At 62.6% G+C, this 18,885-nt stretch carries 20 protein-coding genes; 9 read left to right on the forward strand and 11 right to left on the reverse strand.

Annotated features, from left to right (window positions below; all coding sequences use genetic code 11):
• Window positions 1–20 precede the first annotated feature (20 nt).
• Together CKO42_RS00965 and CKO42_RS00970 are read right to left on the reverse strand one after the other, a co-directional pair.
• On the reverse strand, window positions 21–428 hold the full coding sequence (locus CKO42_RS00965; RefSeq protein ID WP_200236805.1) for a type II toxin-antitoxin system VapC family toxin: 408 nt from the start codon (window positions 426–428) through the stop codon (window positions 21–23).
• A gap of 4 nt (window positions 429–432) precedes the next feature.
• Window positions 433–663: a hypothetical protein gene (locus CKO42_RS00970; RefSeq protein ID WP_200236807.1), complete on the reverse strand. Its 231-nt coding sequence runs from the start codon at window positions 661–663 to the stop codon at window positions 433–435.
• Window positions 664–868: 205 nt separating this feature from the next.
• Between CKO42_RS00970 and CKO42_RS00975 the strand changes: the two genes are divergently transcribed.
• The 5 genes from CKO42_RS00975 to CKO42_RS27825 all read left to right on the forward strand — a co-directional run bounded on the left by CKO42_RS00975 (window position 869) and on the right by CKO42_RS27825 (window position 5,959).
• Window positions 869–1,558: a GntR family transcriptional regulator gene (locus CKO42_RS00975; RefSeq protein WP_200236811.1), complete on the forward strand. Its 690-nt coding sequence runs from the start codon at window positions 869–871 to the stop codon at window positions 1,556–1,558.
• 155 nt (window positions 1,559–1,713) lie between these two features.
• The gene (gene prpB, locus CKO42_RS00980) at window positions 1,714–2,595 is read left to right on the forward strand and encodes a methylisocitrate lyase (protein WP_200236816.1); all 882 of its coding nucleotides are present in this window, start codon (window positions 1,714–1,716) and stop codon (window positions 2,593–2,595) included.
• A 4-nt stretch (window positions 2,596–2,599) separates the two neighbouring features.
• Complete coding sequence (gene prpC, locus CKO42_RS00985) at window positions 2,600–3,850, forward strand: bifunctional 2-methylcitrate synthase/citrate synthase (RefSeq protein WP_200236819.1); 1,251 nt, start codon at window positions 2,600–2,602, stop codon at window positions 3,848–3,850.
• Complete coding sequence (locus CKO42_RS00990; RefSeq protein ID WP_200236823.1) at window positions 3,850–5,301, forward strand: bifunctional 2-methylcitrate dehydratase/aconitate hydratase; 1,452 nt, start codon at window positions 3,850–3,852, stop codon at window positions 5,299–5,301. The genes prpC and CKO42_RS00990 overlap by 1 nt, the downstream gene beginning before the upstream one ends.
• An 82-nt stretch (window positions 5,302–5,383) precedes the next feature.
• Entirely contained in the window at window positions 5,384–5,959 is a 576-nt protein-coding gene (locus tag CKO42_RS27825) for a pilin (RefSeq protein ID WP_200236826.1), read from the forward strand.
• A gap of 78 nt (window positions 5,960–6,037) precedes the next feature.
• Here CKO42_RS27825 and CKO42_RS01000 read toward each other — a convergent pair whose 3' ends face one another.
• The 6 genes from CKO42_RS01000 to CKO42_RS01025 form a co-directional block, all read right to left on the reverse strand.
• Window positions 6,038–7,354, reverse strand: a complete 1,317-nt coding sequence (locus CKO42_RS01000) for an agmatine deiminase family protein (protein ID WP_200236830.1) — start codon at window positions 7,352–7,354, stop codon at window positions 6,038–6,040.
• A 169-nt stretch (window positions 7,355–7,523) separates the two neighbouring features.
• A complete protein-coding gene (locus tag CKO42_RS01005; protein ID WP_200236833.1) occupies window positions 7,524–9,359 on the reverse strand; it encodes an ABC transporter substrate-binding protein in 1,836 nt (611 codons plus the stop codon).
• Window positions 9,360–9,525: 166 nt separating this feature from the next.
• Window positions 9,526–10,260: an MIP/aquaporin family protein gene (locus tag CKO42_RS01010; RefSeq protein ID WP_200236836.1), complete on the reverse strand. Its 735-nt coding sequence runs from the start codon at window positions 10,258–10,260 to the stop codon at window positions 9,526–9,528.
• A 102-nt stretch (window positions 10,261–10,362) separates the two neighbouring features.
• On the reverse strand, window positions 10,363–12,072 hold the full coding sequence (locus CKO42_RS01015) for a glycerol-3-phosphate dehydrogenase/oxidase (protein WP_200236839.1): 1,710 nt from the start codon (window positions 12,070–12,072) through the stop codon (window positions 10,363–10,365).
• Between the two features lie 158 nt (window positions 12,073–12,230).
• Window positions 12,231–13,751 carry a glycerol kinase GlpK gene (gene glpK, locus CKO42_RS01020; protein ID WP_200236843.1) on the reverse strand — a complete coding sequence of 507 codons (1,521 nt, stop codon included), beginning with the start codon at window positions 13,749–13,751 and terminating at the stop codon, window positions 12,231–12,233.
• Between the two features lie 317 nt (window positions 13,752–14,068).
• Window positions 14,069–14,725 (reverse strand): HdeD family acid-resistance protein, encoded by a 657-nt coding sequence (locus tag CKO42_RS01025; protein ID WP_242479028.1) that lies wholly within the window; start codon window positions 14,723–14,725, stop codon window positions 14,069–14,071.
• A 112-nt stretch (window positions 14,726–14,837) separates the two neighbouring features.
• Between CKO42_RS01025 and gmd the strand changes: the two genes are divergently transcribed.
• From gmd to CKO42_RS01045, 4 genes are all read left to right on the forward strand, one after another.
• Entirely contained in the window at window positions 14,838–15,968 is a 1,131-nt protein-coding gene (gmd, locus tag CKO42_RS01030; RefSeq protein WP_200236853.1) for a GDP-mannose 4,6-dehydratase, read from the forward strand.
• A 17-nt stretch (window positions 15,969–15,985) separates the two neighbouring features.
• Window positions 15,986–16,963: a GDP-L-fucose synthase gene (gene fcl / locus CKO42_RS01035; RefSeq protein ID WP_200236858.1), complete on the forward strand. Its 978-nt coding sequence runs from the start codon at window positions 15,986–15,988 to the stop codon at window positions 16,961–16,963.
• Between the two features lie 65 nt (window positions 16,964–17,028).
• Window positions 17,029–17,208 carry a hypothetical protein gene (locus tag CKO42_RS01040; RefSeq protein WP_200236984.1) on the forward strand — a complete coding sequence of 60 codons (180 nt, stop codon included), beginning with the start codon at window positions 17,029–17,031 and terminating at the stop codon, window positions 17,206–17,208.
• Between the two features lie 21 nt (window positions 17,209–17,229).
• A complete protein-coding gene (locus CKO42_RS01045; protein WP_200236865.1) occupies window positions 17,230–17,397 on the forward strand; it encodes a DUF3362 domain-containing protein in 168 nt (55 codons plus the stop codon).
• On the opposite strand, the gene CKO42_RS01050 is transcribed toward CKO42_RS01045, so the two are convergent.
• The 3 genes from CKO42_RS01050 to CKO42_RS01060 form a co-directional block, all read right to left on the reverse strand.
• The gene (locus tag CKO42_RS01050; RefSeq protein ID WP_338034825.1) at window positions 17,394–17,723 is read right to left on the reverse strand and encodes a type II toxin-antitoxin system PemK/MazF family toxin; all 330 of its coding nucleotides are present in this window, start codon (window positions 17,721–17,723) and stop codon (window positions 17,394–17,396) included. The two genes, CKO42_RS01045 and CKO42_RS01050, sit on opposite strands and share 4 nt — an antisense overlap.
• Window positions 17,717–17,965: an AbrB/MazE/SpoVT family DNA-binding domain-containing protein gene (locus tag CKO42_RS01055; protein ID WP_242479029.1), complete on the reverse strand. Its 249-nt coding sequence runs from the start codon at window positions 17,963–17,965 to the stop codon at window positions 17,717–17,719. Before CKO42_RS01055 ends, CKO42_RS01050 begins: the two co-directional genes overlap by 7 nt.
• A 100-nt stretch (window positions 17,966–18,065) precedes the next feature.
• Complete coding sequence (locus tag CKO42_RS01060; RefSeq protein WP_200236981.1) at window positions 18,066–18,791, reverse strand: IclR family transcriptional regulator domain-containing protein; 726 nt, start codon at window positions 18,789–18,791, stop codon at window positions 18,066–18,068.
• Between the last annotated feature and the right edge of the window lie 94 nt (window positions 18,792–18,885).

Below are 18,885 nucleotides of genomic sequence, written 5' to 3' on the forward strand. Positions count from 1 at the left end.
TAGCTGAGGCTCGGCAAGCATTAACGGAGGCTCGGCAAGCAATGGAGGCCGAAGGCGCGGAAGTCTGGATCGATGGCCAAGCAGATCGGCAGCGCCAGGCGCCGTATCAGTGCAAAGCTGGTGCAATCGGTGAAGCTGTAGTGCTTGTCCTGCTGTTGCTCAAAGATGAACCAGGCGGCGGCCTCGTCTTGCGGGGTCACGCGCTCTAGGCGCGCAACTTGCCGCTCGCGCAGGCTGCTGCCGAACTGATGGGCAACGCTCCAACCGAGATGGTAGCGCACCAGGGTCAGGGTCTCGGCGAAGACGTAGTTACTCGTCACCAATCTGCCACGGTATTCCACAAAGGCCTCCACGACCGCCATGTGGTCCGGGTCTTTGTTGTCCAGCAGGGCATACCAGGCACCAGTATCGACGAAGGCAAGCTGCAAGGATTCAACGCTCGTACAGATGGCGATTGTGATGGCGACCAATCGCTTTGCCGGTGCCTTCGCCGATGCCGATCAGTGCGGTGAGCGGGTCTACCGCCGGTGACTGCTCCTGCTGGTCAAGGGGGTCGTCGATGAGGCTGTGGAGCAGCGAAGCAAAACTGACGCCGCGACGCTGTGCTTCTTCACCAAGTCGCTGGTGTTGCTCGGCGCTGAGTGGAATCTGTGTGCGGTCCATGTCGATGCATGCGGGTCTTGATCTGAGGATCAACGCTACACAAGGGGGCTCTTGATGTAAACATCAGAAAGTGCGTTCGGCCGTTATCCTGACATTGTTGAGTTGAAATCCTGATTGTGTCGACATCTTTCGTGTTATCTGCTAGTCTAAACCCGGAATTGCCCAAATATTTGCATGAGGTGTTGACACTTTGCTTGCGCCGGTGATGACTGAGCCTGGCCTGATCGAGCTTGATCCCAGTGTGCCCAGCCCGGTTGGCACCCTGACCGATCGCCTGTTCGATGCCCTGCAGCGGGCGATCGTCGAAGGCGAGATGCCGCAGGGCAGCAAGATCAGCGAGCCTGAGCTGGCACGGCGCCATGGTGTGAGCCGCGGCTCCTTGCGCGAGGCGATCGCCCGGCTCGAGGCCTGCAAGCTGGTCGAGCGCAAGCCAAACCTGGGCGCGCGCGTGGTCGAGCTGAGTGCTGAGCAGCTGATCGAGATCTTTCAGCTGCGCGAGGCGCTCGAGGGCATGGCGGCGCGGTTGGCCGCGGAGGCGATGAGCGATGCCGAGATCGACGCACTCGGCGCGCTGCTCGAGCAGCATGGTCAGCAGATCGAGCAGGAGCAGGGCCAAGCCTATTTCCAAAAGCAAGGCGATCTGGACTTTCATTTCCGGATCGTCCAAGGCAGTAAGAACAGGCAACTGATCGAGCTCTTGTGCGAGGATCTCTATCACCTGCTGCGGATGTACCGGGTGCAGTTCGGGATGCGCAGCAAGCGCTCTCGGCAGGCGTTCGAGGAGCATCAGTACCTGCTGAGTGCGCTGCGCTCGCGCGATCCCGAGATGGCCGAGTTGGTGATGCGCCAGCATGTGCGCTCATCGCGCCGCAATCTGGAGCAGGCACTCACATGATCAGGCCTGGTTATCGCCTCATGACAACTGCCTGCGAATGCATAAGAACTGAACCACAGATGGACACAGATCCTTTTCTCTTCGATCCGTGTCCATCTGTGTTTATCTGTGGTTCAAATAACCTGAGATCACAACGACCACTGAGGGGATCAACGATGACCGTCGCCACCAATCCCGGCGCCCGTTTCCGTGCCGCGATGGCTGAGGAAAAGCCATTGCAATGCGCGGGCGCGATCAACGCCTACCACGCTCGCCTCGCCGAGGCGACTGGATTTCGCTCACTCTACATCTCCGGTGGTGGCGTTGCGGCCGGCTCCTGCGGGATTCCGGATCTCGGCATCACCACCATGGATGATGTGTTGATCGACCTACGCCGCATCACCGATGTCACCGAGCTGCCGGTGCTGGTGGACATCGATACCGGTTGGGGCGGCGCCTTCAACATCGCCCGTGCGGTGCGCAGTATGAACAAGGCCGGCGCGGCGGCGGTGCACCTTGAAGACCAAGTGCAGCAGAAGCGCTGTGGTCACCGGCCGAACAAGGCCATCGTGCCGCAGCAGGAGATGGTCGATCGGATCAAGGCCGCAGTCGATGCCCGGCTCGACGATGATTTCGTGATCATGGCGCGCACCGATTCGCTCGCGGTCGAGGGGCTGGATGCGGCGATTGAGCGTGCCCAAGCCTGCGTCGAGGCGGGTGCGGATGCGATCTTCCCAGAGGCGGTGACCGAGCTGGCGCAATATCGTGCCTTCATCGATGCGGTTGGTGTACCGGTGCTGGCCAATATCACCGAGTTTGGTTCGACGCCGCTGTTCACCGTCGATGAACTGGCCAGCGTCGGTGTCAGCATCGCGCTCTATCCGCTCAGCGCCTTCCGCGCCGCCAATGCTGCCGCGCTCAAGGTCTATCAGTCCTTGCGCAACGAAGGCACCCAAGCACCGGTGATGGAGCTGATGCAGACCCGCGCCGACCTCTATGATTATCTCGGCTACCACGCCTACGAGCAGAAGCTCGATCAACTCTTTGCTGCGGAGTAGGGCCATGACCAACGCCACTGAGACGAATAAGAGCGCCAGCACCAGCGCCAACGATCACAACGATAACAAAGCCAACAACCCCAGCAACGCTAGTAACGCCAACAATCCCAACAACAGCGGCTTGCCCAAGCCGAAGAAATCCGTCGCCCTGTCCGGCACCGCTGCTGGCAATACCGCGATCTGCACCGTCGGGCGCACCGGCAACGATCTGCACTATCGCGGCTACGACATCCTCGACTTCGCCGAGCAGGCAGAGTTTGAGGAGATCGCCTATCTATTGATCCACGGCGCATTACCAACGTCCGCCGAACTGACCGCCTATAAGACCAAGCTGCGCTCGATGCGCGGTCTGCCACAGGCGGTGAAACAGGCGTTGGAGGCGATCCCGGCCTCGGCGCACCCGATGGATGTGATGCGCACCACCTGCTCGGTGATGGGCAGCTGCCTGCCGGAGCGCGACAGCCATCCCGCTGCCGAGGCGCGCGAGATCGTCGACCGGCTGATGGCGAGCTTCGGCTCGGCGCTGCTGTACTGGTATCACTTCGCGGTCAATGGCCGGCGCATCGAGGTCGAGACCGATGATGACTCGATCGGCGGCCATTTCCTGCATCTGCTGCATGGTGAGGCGCCCAAGGCGTCCTGGGTGCGGGCGATGCATACCTCGCTGGTGCTCTATGCCGAGCATGAATTCAATGCCTCGACCTTCGCCGCGCGGGTGGTCGCCGGCACCAGCTCAGACATGTATTCGGCCATCACTGCGGCGATCGGCGCACTGCGTGGGCCGAAACATGGCGGTGCCAATGAAGAAGCCTTTCGGACTCAAAGCCGCTATCACAGCGCCGATGCGGCCGAGGCCGATATCCGTGAGCGCGTTGGGCGCAAGGAGATCGTCATCGGTTTCGGGCATCCGGTCTACACGGTCGCTGATCCACGCAATCAGGTGATCAAGCGGGTGGCCAAGGCTCTCTCCGAAGAGGCCGGCAATATGACGATGTTCTCTGTCGCTGAGCGGCTCGAATCGGTGATGTGGGAGCTGAAGACGATGTTCCCGAACCTGGACTGGTTCTCGGCAGTGTCCTATCACCAGATGGGCGTGCCGACGGCGATGTTCACGCCGCTGTTCGTGATCTCGCGCGTCACTGGCTGGGGCGCGCATGTGATCGAGCAGCGCGAGGATGGCAAGATCATCCGTCCATCCGCCAACTACACAGGCCCCGAGAATCGTCCCTGGGTGCCGATTGAGGAGCGTTCCTGATGAGTAAAGCCGCCACCCTAGACGCCTCGCGTCCTGACTACGACGAGGTGATCCAGCAGATCACCGATTATGTGCTGGGCTACGATGTCCGCCAGAGTCGGGAGGCGATGGAGACCGCCCGCTATGACTGGATGGACAGCATTGGCTGTGCGCTGCTGGCGCTGAACTATCCGGCCTGCACCAAGCTGCTCGGGCCGATGGTGCCCGGTGCCCAGGTGCCGGGTGGCTCCCGCGTGCCCGGTACCCCCTATGAACTCGATCCGGTGCGCGCGGCCTGGAACATCGGCGCGATGGTGCGCTGGCTCGATTACAACGACACCTGGCTGGCGGCGGAATGGGGGCATCCCTCGGATAATCTCGGCGCGATCCTGGCGTTAGCGGATTTTCGCGCGCGTCAAAACGGCTCACGCGGCGGGGTGCCAGTCACCCTCGGCGACGTGCTGCGGGCGATGATCAAGGCGCACGAGATCCAGGGCGTGCTCGCGCTCGAGAATAGCTTCAACCGGGTCGGACTGGATCATGTGCTGCTGGTGCGCATCGCCTCGGCAGCGGTCTCGGCGGCGATGCTCGGCTGCAGCCGTGATGAGGTGCTCAGCGCCGTCTCCCATGCCTGGCTCGATGGCTCGGCGCTGCGCACCTATCGGCATGCGCCGAACACCGGGCCGCGTAAATCCTGGGCGGCTGGCGATGCCTCCTCGCGCGGGCTGTTCCTGGCGCTGATTGCCGCCAGCGGCGAGATTGGCTATCCCTCGGCATTGACGGCCAAGGGCTGGGGTTTCCAAGATGTGAGCTTCGACGGCAAGCCGATTCGCCTCGAGCAGCCGTTTGGCACCTATGTGATGGAAAACGTGCTGTTCAAGATCAGCTATCCAGCCGAGTTCCATGCCCAGACTGCGGTCGAAGCGGCGATCACCCTGCATCCAGAGGTCAAGGATCGGCTCGGTGAGATCGACCGCATCCTGATCGAGACCACCGAATCCGGCGATCGGATCATCAATAAGACTGGTCCGCTGAGCAACCCGGCCGATCGCGACCACTGCCTGCAGTACATGGTCGCCGTGCCGCTGATCCAGGGCAGTCTCAGTGCCGATGACTATGAAGATAGCGCTGCCGCCAATCCGCTGATTGATGAACTCCGCGCGAAGATGGAGGTGGTCGAAAATGAGCGCTTCAGCCGTGAGTATCTAGAAGCCGACAAGCGCGCGATTGGCAACGCGGTGCAGGTGTTCTTCAGCGACGGCTCGAGCACCGAGAAGGTCAGCGCCGATTATCCGGTCGGTCATCGACGCCGCCGGGGCGAGGGCATCCCGTTGCTCAAGGCCAAGTTCGAACGCTATCTGCGCGGGCGCATCAGCCAGAAGAATAGCGATGAGATCCTTTCGCTCTGCGCTGATCAGGCAGCGTTTGAGGCCTGCTCAGTCGAACGGATGATGACGCTGCTCAGTCTCTGATCGGCCGATGTAGCGATCTATCGAGCCAATATCTTTTGCACGGGCCTGAGGCGACGGGCCCGTGGTGGGGCGGTGTAATGATATGGATACCGTACAAGCCCGACTGAAATCCCTGCTTGAGCAAGGCCATCAGCGAGGCATTGCGCAGGCCGCTGAGCGGCGCTTGAATCAGCATCCCAAGCAAAGCTCTGATCAGTTCCGTCCAGGCGGTTTTGCGCTCATCGAACTGATGATCGTCGTCGCCGTTATCGGGATCTTGGCAGCCGTCTCGATCCCGGCCTATCAGGATCTTGTGACCCGAGCCAAGGTCAGCGAGGGCCTGGTGCTGCTGGCCCCGGTTAAGACCGCCGTGCTCGAATATCACAGCGTCAACGGCGGTCTGCCCAGCGCAACAAACTGGCTCACGCTGCTGCAGGAGCTGGGGTTACCGGTGAGCGCAACATCGGGCGCGGCATCCGGCCAGTATGTTGAGCGTATCTGGTGGAACAGCACGGATCAGCAGATCCGGATTCGCTACGGCATGGCGCCCATTGAGGGTAAGCTGCTCTATCTGCAGCTTAACCCCGGAGCGCTCGGCCAGATGGGCTGGCGCTGTGTTGCGCCGTTCGGAAGCGAGGGCGTTCCTGCGCGCTACCTGCCGGCAAGCTGCCGGGATTGAATCTTCTTGCGGTTGTCCGCCCTCCAGGCGGGGCTATTCAGTCGCCTTGGTCCCTTGGCTGGGGACTATTCGGTCTGCTTAGCCGGGTAACTGTATCGTGATGCAATGCAGGCTGCCGCCTTGCCGAATCAACGGCCGGCAAGCGACGGGCTCGATGCGGCGGCCCGGAAAACAGCCGGCGAGGCGTTCGCAGGCGATCGCATCGGCGGGGTCGTCGTAGACCGGGACGAGCACGGCGCGGTTGATGATCAGGAAATTGGCGTAGCCAGCGGGTAAGCGCTGGCCGTCCTCGTCATGAATCGGCGCCGGTTGCGGCAGGGCGACCAGTCGATAGGGCTCGCCGTTGCGCTGGCGCAGGGTGCGCAGCTCGGCTGCAAGCCGCTCCAATGCGGGATGATCGGGGTCGCTGGGATCATCGCTCGCGGCGTAGCAGATGGTCTGCGGATCGCAGAAGCGGGCGAGGGTGTCGATGTGCCCATCGGTATCATCGCCGCTGAGCTGGCCGTGCTCGAGCCAGAGGAAGCGCTCGAGACCCAGTCGGTCGCGCAGCTCGGCCTCTATCTCGGTTTGGCTCCAGCCTGGATTGCGAGCCGGATCGATGATGGTGCGGCGCACGGCGAGCAAGCTGCCGGCGCCGTCGCTCTCGATGGCGCCGCCTTCGAGCACTAGAGAACTTGATTCAAGGCGGTCGCGGGCGCTGCCTAAGCTGAATCTCGGGCGGCTCATCTTCTGAGGTTGACCGCTGGCCATGACCGTTAAGGTGGCGTCTCTGAAAACGGACGCACTGGGATGGGCATTTGAATTCGACCCGGGATCATCTAGATGCGCTTCATGTGGCGCCGCAAAGCCGCCGGCGGCGAACACCTGGGTGGTGATCCGGTTATCGAGCTCGGCGGGATACTTGCCACCCCAGCCGTTGAAGCGGAAGTCGATCAGGACGCGCGCGTTGGTGGCGCGGTCGATGACACTGATCGGTCCATGATCGCGCGCCCAGGTGTCGTTGCTCGGGGCAACGGCAAAGCGGATGCGCTTCGTTTGACCCCTAGTGCCGGCTTTTGCTCTGAATTTAGTTTTGGCTTCAGTTTCTGGTTTGGCCTGAGCTTCTTCGGTAGATTCAGCCTCAGCCTCAGCCTCAGCCTCAGCCTCAGCCTCGGTTCCTGTCCCGACGGCTGGGTAATCCTTGTTCGATGCTTCATTAAGCTGCGCTTGGATCGCGCGCCGATGTGCCTCATCCCTGCAGATGATGAGTAGGTCCTGGTCTGCCGTGATCAGCTGTGCCAACCGTCGGTAGATGGCCTCGACCGCGTCGAGCTGCGCGGCCCAATCCGTGTCCGCGTGCGGCCAGGTCAGTATCACCGCCTGTTGCGGCTCCCATTCAGCAGGTAGATGGCGCATTGTTACACTATTATTTGTTCTGATTTGCTCTGATTCTACTGGCTCTGATTCTATTGGCTCAATAGAACTCTACGGCAGTCCGAGAGCCTTGGCGAGAATCGGCTGCTGCCAGGGTTGAGTTTGCCGCTGGCGACCGTTTGGAAGTCTCGTCTCTAAGCGAGCACGTGAGTTAGCCGCGCGGATTCCAGCTCTCAATCAGGTTCTGGTAAGCGATAGTACGTCCAGGCGGCTTTTCGTTCTCCATTGCCGGCTTGGGCGCACCCGCCCGCGCGAGCCAGGCCGCGGGGTCTTCGGCGGCGCCGATCTTCGGAGCGCAGCGCAGCTCGGGCTCGGCGCGGGCGAGGCGCTCTAGCGTGTCATCCTGGGCCTGGGCGAGACCGTCCATCACCGCTTGGGGGCTTGCGCGGCCGGTCACGGCTTGGCCGATCCGCGTCCACCAGAGCTGGGCGAGCAGGGCATAGTCCGGCACGTTGAGGCCGGTTGGGGTCCAGACATTGCGCGCCGGGCTGCGATAGAACTCGACCAATCCGCCCAAGCTCGGCGCCGCCTCGGTCATCGCCTGCGATCGCAGGTCGCTGTCGCGAAACGGGGTCAGCCCGACCAGCGTCTTCTTCAGCGAGACCGTCTTGCAGACGCAGAACTGGGCATAGAGCCAAGCCGCGCGCCGGCGATCAAGCGGGGTGCTGGCGGGCAGGGTCCAGGCGCCGCAGTCTTGATAGCCGAGCTTCATGCCGGGCTCCCAGTAGGCGCCGTGCGGCGAGGGTGCGACGCGCCATTTCGGGCTGCCGTCGGCGTGCATCACCTGCGAGCCCGCACGCACCATGTCCGGCGTGAAGGCGGTGTACCAGAACACCTGCTGGGCGATATCGCCGCGTGCCGGCACCGGGCCGGCGTCGGTAAAGGTCATCTGCCGGGCCTCGGGCGGCGCGAAACGCTCGAGCCAGTCGAGATAGGTACGCAGCGCATAGACCGCGGCTGGGCTGTTGGTGGCGCCGCCTCGGCTGACCGAGGAGCCGACCGGGTGGCAGCCCTCGGCGCGGATGCCCCAGTCATCGACCGGCTGGCCGTTCGGCAGCCCCTGATCGCCGACTCCGGCCATCGACAGCCAGGCATCGGTGAAGCGCCAGCCGAGCGAGGGGTCGACCTTGGCATAGTCCATGTGGCCCCAGATGCGCCGGCCGTCGAGCTCCTTGACCTGATTGGTGAAGAAATCGGCGATGTCCTCGTAGGCGGACCAGTTCAGCGGCACGCCAAGCGGATAGCCATAGCGCTGTTGGAAGGCGCGCTTGAGGTCGTCGCGCTCGAACCAGTCGAGCCGGAACCAATAGAGGTTGGCGAACTGTTGATCGGGCAGCTGGTAGACCTTGCCGTTCGGGCCGGTGGTGAAGGCCAGGCCGATGAAGTCGTCCAGATCCAGCGTTGGCAGCGTGACCGCCGCGCCCTCGCCGCTGATCCAGTCCGAGATCGGCACCACGGCATCATTGCGGCTATGGGTGCCGATGAAGTCCGAGTCGTTCACATAGGCGTCGTAGAGATTGCGGCCGGTGCGGGTCTGCTGGCGCAGGCGCTCGACCAGCTCGCCCTCGTGCAGCAGATCGTGCTGGACGCGGATGCCGGTGATCTCGAAGAAGGCGCGCGCCAGGAAGCGCTGCTCGTAGACGTGGGTCGGGATGGTCTCGGAGGCGACGTGGATGCGCTGGCCGCTGAACGGCTTTGCGGCCTGGATGAAGAAGGCCATCTCGGCCAGCTGTTCCTGCTCGCTCAGCGTGGAAGGCTGGAATTCGCCGCGCACCCAGCGCCGCGCGGCGGCGAGGCGTTGTGGCTCGATCTCGCCAAGATCGAGTTGGGCGAGGCGGGTGTGCGCTGTCGTCTGCTCTGCGGTTGATGTTGCGGATGAGGCCAGCGCGGCTTCCGCAGAGGCAAACGCGCGCAGCCATGGCCAGGCGGTGAGGCCGAGCGCAGCGGCTGAAAGCAACTGCCGACGTTGGCGATCGAGGCCGTTCATCCTATAAACCGCAGATGACGCAGATATATGCAGATGAAAACAATATAAAACAAGGCTTTATCGGGGTTGGCAAGGCTGCCCAACAGGTGAGGCAATGATGAACTGCAGCGCATTGAAATCTCTGCGTTAATCTGCGTCATCTGCGGTTCAAATGCTCTTTTTAGGTTCATCGGAACTGCACGCTGGTGGGATCTTGCAGCAACAGATAGAGTCCAGCAGCGAGCGCGGCGCCGATCAGCGGGCCGACGATCGGAACCCAGGCATAGCCCCAGTCGCTATCGCGCTTGCCGCCTGGCATCGGCAATAGCGCGTGAATAATGCGCGGTCCCAGATCGCGCGCCGGGTTGATCGCATAGCCGGTGGTGCCGCCTAAGCTCAGGCCGATGGCCAGCACCAGCAGTCCGACCGGCAAGGCATCCAAGGCACCAAGCCCGAACACCGAGACCGCCAGGAACAGCACCGCGAACACCAGCACAAAGGCGCCGACGACCTCCGAGATCAGGTTCGAGATCGGATCACGCACCGCCGGTGCGGTGCAGAAGCAGGCGAGCTTGAGATCCTGGTCCTCGGTGAGCGCGAAGTGCGGCCGATAGATCAGCCAGACCAAGGTCGCACCTAGCATGGCCCCTAAAAACTGAGCGGCCACATAGACCGGCACCAGCGCCCAGTCGAACTTATTGGCGATGGCGAGCCCGACCGAGACGGCGGGATTGATATGCGCGCCGCTGAACGCCGCCATGGTGAATACGGCGACGAACACCGCCATGCCCCAACCCCAGCTGATCACGATCCAGCCGGAGCCGTTGCCCTTGGTGCCGCTCAGCACGACGTTTGCGACGACGCCATTACCGAGCAAAATCAGCAGTGCGGTTCCGATGAGCTCGGCGAGAAACGGCGTCATGAGCGTCTCCTCAATGGTGTCAATCTTCTGGTTATATTTCCTTGGTCAGGAGCGCCGTGCAGCTTGTCTCACTGGCTGAGCATTCGGTGCAGCGGCGTCAGGCTAGACGGCTCCCGGCTCAGCCACGTCTGTCGTCTGCCGCGACTGCGCTGGTGTGACCCCGCAATCCTCGCAGAAATACTCGTCATAACGCGCCTGTGCCTGATCGCCGAACAGGATCTCGCAGGCCTCCATCAGACCCTCGGCCTGCTGGATGGTCTGGCGTGGCACCACCAGCGCGATCTTCGAGCGTCGGCGCAAAAAGTCTTCAAGCGTGACGATCATCTCCTGACGCTTGGCGAGTTGGATCTCACAGCGCGTGTAGTCGGTGCCCTTGATCAGCACCTCGGCCTGGCGCGGGTCCTCGCGGATCTGCGCTAGCAGCTCAAACGCCTGCTGATCGTAGCGCCGCCACAGCCGGCTCGAGAGCGGCTCGATCGAATCCGGCGAGGTGTAGCTATCCAGATCCATCAGCCGCGCCTGGTGCCTGTACTCCTGATAGACCGAGCGATGCGGCTCGCCGTACCAGCGATAGTGCGGATGAGGCAGCCTGATGCCGATCTGGGTCGCAATCTCCGCCACCTCATTGCCGACATTGACGCAGTCAGTCAGCTTGCCGCCAAAGATCGACAGATGCGTGCGCGCCGGATCAACATCGATCGCATGCTTGCGCGAGAGCTGCATCCAGTCGCGCGCACCCTCCGCGGCGTCGCTGGTCGTATTGGATTTGCGCTGGACCACCAGCGGGCGCACCCCGCAGCGCTCAGCAATGATGTCAGCTCGGGTCAGCGGCTTGGCCAGTTCGAGGCGCTTATTAATGTTCTCGAGCACGAAATCCCGGTCTTCGTCGGTCACCTCGGTAAACGGGCTCTCAACCGGCGTATCGGTGGTGCCGATACAGGTGCGCACGCCCATCGGGATGACGAAGAACAGCCGGCCATCATCGGCAAAGAAGGTCAGGATGTGCTGCTGCGGTGTGATCTGCGGCACGATCAGATGGATGCCCTTGGAGAACAGATGCTGATGCGAGGTCTGCTCGCCGTTGCGCTGATTGAGGCCATCCGCAAAGGGGCCAGCGGCATTGATCAGGATCTTGGAGCGGATCTGAAAGGTCTCGCCGCTCTGGGTATCGCGCGCCTCAGTGATCCAGACTGTGTCCTTACCGCGCTCTGTGCCGATCTCCTCGCGCCGCGAGCCGAGCGACTCGACATAGTTGGCCGCAATGGTGCCGCGATCCATCGCCGCGCGCACGAACTGGAACACGAAGCGCGAGTCGTTATCGTGCAGATAGGCATCGGAATACTCGAAGCCACCGGCGGCCTTACTCGTATTGACCACCGGCTCCTCGCGCCGGATCTGCCCTTTGCTCATCAGGCGCGGGATACGGGTGTAGCCATTACCGAACAGCCAATAGACCCAGGTGCCGATCCAAAGGAACCAAGGCGAAAACCGAAAGCCCTTATCGATCGTGGTGAAGAAGCGGATCTCTTGCACCCGGCTCGGATAGCTATCGATCAAATGATTACGGCTTAGGCACAGCTTGCGCACCAAGCCATAATCACCGCTCTCCAGGTACTTGATGCCACCCCAAGCCAGGTTCGACGATTGCTGACTGGTAAAGCCCGCGAAGTCACGCTGATCGATCAGCGCCACACTCGCCCCCTTACCCGAGAGCGCGGCCGCCGAGACCGCGCCATTGATGCCACCACCGATGATCAGCGCATCAAACACGCGATCTGGCAATTTAGCGAGATTGCTGTCTCTAAGATTCATTGTTCGCAAGCGGCTCCCAAGAAGCGACAAACCAAACCGACGGAGTTCACCCAGCGACGCAAGAGAGCGCACTCCACGCTAAGTGGCTGTTCATGTTCTAGTTCCCGATAATCGCTCAACACTGGCCCTAAAATCGGGAAGAAGCTGATGGGCATTTTCTAATCACTCTCTACTTCTTCCCGCGCCCAGCCCTTCGCGAGCTCCACCGCGCGATGCCAGCGCTTGAAGAGCTTTTCACGCTTGGCCTCATCGATGCGCGGCCGATAGCGCACATCCAGTGCCCATTTTTTGGCGATCTCATCGCGGCTTTCCCAGAAGCCGACGGCGAGACCAGCCAGATAGGCGGCGCCGAGCGCGGTGGTCTCGATGATGCTCGGCACCTCGACCTTGACGCCAAGAATGTCCGACTGGAACTGCATTAAGACACTGTTGACTGACGCGCCGCCGTCGCAACGCAGTTCTTTGAGGGCGATGCCGGAATCGCGCTCCATTGCCTCGATCACGTCGCGGGTCTGATAGGCCATGCTCTCGAGCACCGCGCGCGCGATGTGACCGCGCGTTGTGCCTCGGGTCAGCCCGATCAGCAGGCCGCGAGCGTAGGGGTCCCAATGCGGAGCACCCAGGCCGACCAGCGCTGGCACGAAGTAGACGTCTTCGTTCTCCGGCACCGCCCGCGCCAGCTCGCGCGTCTCTTTGGCATGCTCGATCATCTTCAGCCCATCGCGCAGCCATTGCACAGCCGAGCCAGTGACGAAAATCGCCCCTTCGAGGGCGTACTCGACCGGCTCGTTGCCGATACCCCAGGCGATGGTGGTCAGCAGTTGCTCGTTGCTGGTCACCGCCTCGGTGCCGGTGTTCATCAGCACAAAGGAGCCGGTGCCATAGGTATTCTTGGCCATGCCGCGCGTGTAGCAGGCTTGACCGAACAGGGCTGCCTGCTGATCACCGGCGATCCCGGCGACCGGGATGCCGTGGGTGCCAAAGAACATCTGCGGATCGGTTTCGCCGTACACCTCTGAGGAGGGGCGGACCTCAGGGAGGATCGCGGCCGGGATATCCAGCAGCGCCAGCAGCTCCTCGTCCCAGCGCAGCTCGCGGATGTTGTAGAGCAGGGTACGCGAGGCGTTGGAATAGTCGGTGATGTGCGTCTTGCCGCCGGTGAGGTTGTAGACCAGCCAGGAGTCGATGGTGCCGAAGCAGATCTCGCCTTGCTCTGCGCGCTTGCGTAGGCCGGGGATATTGTCCAGCATCCACTTGATCTTGGTGCCGGAGAAGTAGGGATCGATCACCAAGCCGGTTTTCTGCTGCACCAGCTCGGTGTGGCCCTGTGCTTTGAGCTCAGCGCAATCGTCGGCAGTGCGCCGATCCTGCCAGACGATGGCGCGGCCGACCGGTTTACCGCTGGCGCGATCCCAAAGCACCGCCGTCTCGCGCTGATTGGTGATGCCGATGCCTTTGATGTCATTCGGCGCGATACCGCCGGCCTTGAGCGCCTCGCCGATCACCTTCATGGTGACCAGCATGATCTCCTCGGCATCGTGCTCGACCCAGCCTGGCTTCGGGTAATGCTGGGTGAATTCCGAGTAGGCGCGGCTTCGAATCTGGCCGGCATGGTCGAAGAACAGCACCGTCGAGCCGGTGGTGCCTTGGTCAATCGAGAGGATGACGCCGTCTTTCATCCCGAGCCTCCGTCAGTGGTGGATGCTCCCTTTGTTATGGACCAGCCTGCAGACAGTGCCTGTGTGGCTTGGGCGGGAGCTTTCGATGCTTGTTCGGCGCATGCTGTGCGTGCGGCCGCTGTGTGACATGCCAACGTGAGCCATCCCGTTAGTGCGGATGGGGGCTCGGCATGCGGTACAGTGTAGACGACGCTTGCTGAGACGCGAGTCCCGCGGAGCTGATGCCGTCCTTGGCAGGTGATGAGCGCGAATCGCGTCGGCCTAACGATCATGGCGCGGCGCCACAGGATTCGGCGCCGTTTGACACGTTGCCAGGATTAGGCGGCGGTTGCGCCGCTCGATGCGAGCCGGTTTTTACCGGCAGCGCGAGCGGCAAGCGCGATGAACAGATAAGACCAGCCGTTGAAGATCAGCTCGATGGCGATGAACAGCCCGATGATGAAGAACCCAGACTGCGGCCACTCCGCCAAAATCATGCCGCCGAGCACGAGCGAGATGATGCCGGAGATCAGTGGCCAGTACCAGCCAGAGGCCGGCTTAACCTGAAAGGCCATGATTGCGCGGGCAATACCGGTTGCAATCAGCATGGCACCGACGACCAATGTGAGCGAAACGGCAGCGACCACCGGATGGATGGTCATGTAGACGCCAACGCCGATATAGAGCAGCGCGATCAGCACATGCCAGATCGTGCTTTTCCAGCCATGACACTTGAAGGCATCGAGGATCTGGAAGACCCCGCCAACGATCAGTAGTGCGGCAAAGAACACCACCACAAGCTCGGTCAGCATAAAGGTCATGCCGAGACCGATGCTACCGAGGATGATAGAGAATAGGCCAAAGGCTAACAGCCAGCCCCAGTTCTTCTCGAGGTCGCCGAAAGGCGGTACGGGGGCGGGCAGCGTATCGGTCTTGACATCGGTCATCATGAAGTCTCCGTCGATGGCGGTGAAGGCATTACCATAGTAAGGCATTCCTTGCGCTGAAACCCAACGGCGGTGGCAAAGTCTGCCCGCCGCGCACCAGCGCTGCGTTAGACTTCGCGACCAGACGACCCGACGGACCGCACAAACAGGAGCCTCGCCCGTGTCCAAGAAAGCCCTCATCACCGGCATCACCGGCCAAGACGGCAGCTACCTTGCCGAATTCCTGCTCGAGAAGGGCTACGAAGTCCACGGCATAAAGCGCCGCGCCTCGCTGTTCAACACCCAGCGCGTCGACCACATCTACGAAGACCCGCACCAGCAGGACCAGCAATTCGTCTTGCACTACGGCGACCTGACCGACACCTCCAACCTCACGCGCATCATCCAACAGGTGCAGCCCGATGAGCTCTACAACCTCGGAGCCCAGTCGCACGTCGCGGTCAGCTTCGAGGCCCCCGAATACACCGCCGACGTCGATGCCATCGGCACCCTGCGCTTGCTCGAAGCCATCCGTTTCCTCGGCCTCGCCGACAAGACTCGCTTCTACCAGGCATCCACCTCCGAGCTGTTCGGCCAGGTCCAAGAGGTCCCGCAGCGCGAGACCACGCCGTTCTACCCGCGCAGCCCCTATGCTGCCGCCAAGCTCTACGCCTACTGGATCACCGTCAACTACCGCGAAGCCTACGGGATGTATGCCTGCAACGGCATCCTCTTCAACCACGAGAGCCCGCGCCGCGGCGAGACCTTCGTCACCCGCAAGATCACCCGCGCCCTGGCCAACATCGCCCAAGGCCTCGAGCAGTGCCTGTATCTCGGCAACATGGACGCGCTGCGCGACTGGGGCCACGCCAAAGACTACGTGCGCATGCAATGGCTGATGCTCCAGCAGGAGCAGCCCGAAGACTTCGTCATCGCCACCGGCAAGCAATACTCGGTGCGCCAGTTCGTCGAATGGACCGCTGCTGAGCTTGGCATCAGCCTGGAATTCCAGGGTGAAGGCCTCAACGAGCAAGGCATCGTCACTGCCATCGCCGATCCCGAGATCGCCCCTGCGCTCAAGGTTGGCGACGTCATCGTCTGCGTCGACCCCCGCTACTTCCGTCCCTCCGAGGTCGAGACCCTGCTTGGTGATCCGACACTCGCCCGCGAGCGCCTTGGCTGGGTGCCCGAGATCACTGTGCAAGCGATGTGCGCCGAGATGGTCGCTGAAGACCTCCAAAGCGCCCGCCGCTACGCCCTGCTCAAGGCCCACGGGCACGCGATCCCGATCGCACGTGAGGACGGACGCTGAATCGGAGGAGCCCAAACATGCATCAAACAGCCAACAAGCCCGTCATCTTCATCGCCGGCCACCGCGGCATGGTCGGCAGCGCCATCGCCCGCCAGCTAGAGGCTCAGGGCGAGGTCGAGCTACTCACCGCGAGCCGCGCCGAGCTGGACCTGCTCAACCAGCAGGCGGTCAACGCCTTCTTCCAACGGCATCAGATCGATCAAGTCATCATCGCCGCCGCCAAGGTCGGCGGCATCCAGGCCAACAACAGCCTGCCGGCCGAATTCATCTACCAGAACCTGATGATCGAGGCCAACCTGATCCAGGCCGCGCATCAGGCCGACATCCAGCAGCTGCTGTTCCTCGGCTCCTCCTGCATCTACCCGCGCGAAGCCCCGCAGCCGATGGCCGAGGATGCCCTGCTCACCGGTCCGCTCGAGCCGACCAATGAGCCTTATGCCATTGCCAAGATCGCCGGCATCAAGCTCTGCGAGAGCTACAACCGCCAATACGGGCGCGACTACCGCAGCGTGATGCCGACCAACCTCTACGGCCCCGGCGACAACTTCCACCCCGAGCACAGCCACGTCATCCCGGCGCTGCTGCGGCGCTTCCACGAAGCCACCCAAGCCAACAGCCCCGAGGTCGTCATCTGGGGCAGTGGCACCCCTAAGCGCGAATTCCTGCATGTCGACGACATGGCCGCCGCCTGCCTGCATGTGCTCAATCTCGACCTCGCGACCTATCAGGCCAACACCCAGCCGATGTGCTCGCACATCAACGTCGGCACCGGCGTCGATGTGACCATCCGCGAGCTGGCTGAGATCGTCGCCAAGGTCACCGGCTATCAGGGCGAGCTGGGCTTTGATCCGAGCAAGCCTGACGGGCCGCCACGCAAGCTGCTGGATGTCTCAAGGCTCCACGCACTCGGCTGGCAAGCGCAGTATGGCCTCGAGGCCGGGCTCGGACAGACCTACCGTTGGTTTCTCGATAACCTTGAGCGCTTCCGGCGTTAACGCAACCTGGTCACTGGGCGCTGCTTGAACACCTGTGCTTACTCTACCGACGCGAGGCATTGGCCATGGCCATGGCCTACACCCTAGAGCAATTCATCCGCGACCCGCAAAAGAAGGTGATCGAAGACGCCATCGAGCATGATCCCGAATCGATCCTCAAGCACTTCGATCCCGAGGATCGGCTCAAGGGGCTTGATCCCGACCTCATCGCCGCATGGCTCGCCAAGCAGCGCCCGGATCACTGACGGCACCGGTACTTCTCATGGATGGGGCGGGCGGATCTGATCGGCAACGGCAAGCAGCAGCTGGTGCCGAGTGTTCAGCCGGCGAGTGCTGGAGACCCGCCCGCGCAAGGCCGGCAGCCTCGGCCTGCGGTAAGGTCATCCGGCAAACGCCCGCAGGCTGCTGGGCGTCGGCAGCGGCTGCGCCGCTAGGAGGTTGTTGCGAACATCGCCTGCAGCGTGCGCAGGGTCGTTTCGAGCGTCGCTGCATCCAGCGCCCCGAGGTATTTAACGAGCCTGGCGCGGTCGAGTGTCCGGATCTGGTCGAGAACAATGAGGCCCTGCTTGCCCTGGAAGCTAACCGGTACGCGAAAAACCGCCGGCCGCGAGCCCGTCGTCATCGGGGCCACAATCAGGGTTCGCAAGTGCTCATTCATCTCATTCGGCGAGATGACGACGTAGGGGCGGGTCTTCTGAATCTCGCGGCCTACGGTTGGATCGAGTTGCGCCAGCCAAATATCCCCGGTCCTCGTCACCACACCAAGTCAGCATCGTCTTGGTTGACAAACTCTGGCCAGACCAAGGCATCTTCACCTTCTTGGGCGAGCCGTTGGGCATCTGTCTCCCAGCCTTCTCGTGGATGTCGGCACATCGGGCGGATCTCGATCACGCCGTCGCGAACCTGAAGGTCCGCGACACCCTCGAGTCCGAGTTGGGCCAGGATAGGCTTCGGGATTAGCACACCCCTCGAATTTCCCATCTTACGAATGGCGACTTCCATCTTGGCGTCTTCGTGAGCGATAGGGCGGAAGCACGATGTTAGCACGAGCGGGGCGGGCGGAACGGAACGAACATCCAAGACAATCGTTGCTGCCAACCCGCTAGCCAAGCTGCTCGGAGATGCGCTGCCCCGCGCGCCTCAGATCCTCGATCCAGGCTAGTTGCCGGCGCTCGATCGGCGCCGAGACCGAGAGACCGCCTGCAACGCGGTCGGTGCCGTCGTAGAGCAGGACGCCGATGCAGCCCACGTCCAGCTCGGCCTCCTCGTCATCGAGCGCGTAGCCATCGCGGATCCCGTGCAGACAGACCTCGCGCAGCGCTGCGACATCGGTCAGAGTGTTGCGGGTATAGGCTGGTAGATTGGTGCGCTCGGCATAGGCGTTGATCGCCTCCGCGCCGCCGGCGCCGAGCATCAGCTTGCCGACCGCGGTGACGTGCAGCGGCGCGCGGGCGCCGATCAACTGCTGGACGTGGATCATGCGGTTGGGCGTGGCCTTCTCGATATAGACCACCTCATCGCCCTCGCGGATGGTCAGATTGACGCTCTCGCCGAGTTGGTCGCGCAGGGCCTCCATCACCGGGCGCGCGATCGCGCGCAGATCGACATCGCCGCGCAGGCGTACCCCAAGCTGGAGCAGGCGCAGCCCAAGCCGATAGTGGCCCGCGGGGTCGCGCTCGACGAGGCCGTTCTGGATCAGCGAGGCGAGGATGCGATGCGCGGTCGAGGCATGCAGTCCGGTCTCGGCGCCTAGGATCTTGAGGCTGACCGGTTCGGGATAGCGGGCGATGGTGTCGAGTAGCGCGGCGGCGCGGTCGATGACTTGGATGCGGGCGGCGGCTTGGGGTACGCCTGCGCGGCGATGTCGATCTGCGCGCGATCGCGCGCCCGGTGATGGAGGCCCTGCGCGACCAACTCGGCGA

Origin of the sequence: Lamprobacter modestohalophilus (genome assembly GCF_016583905.1) — a bacterium.
In the GTDB taxonomy this organism is placed as follows: domain Bacteria; phylum Pseudomonadota; class Gammaproteobacteria; order Chromatiales; family Chromatiaceae; genus Lamprobacter; species Lamprobacter modestohalophilus.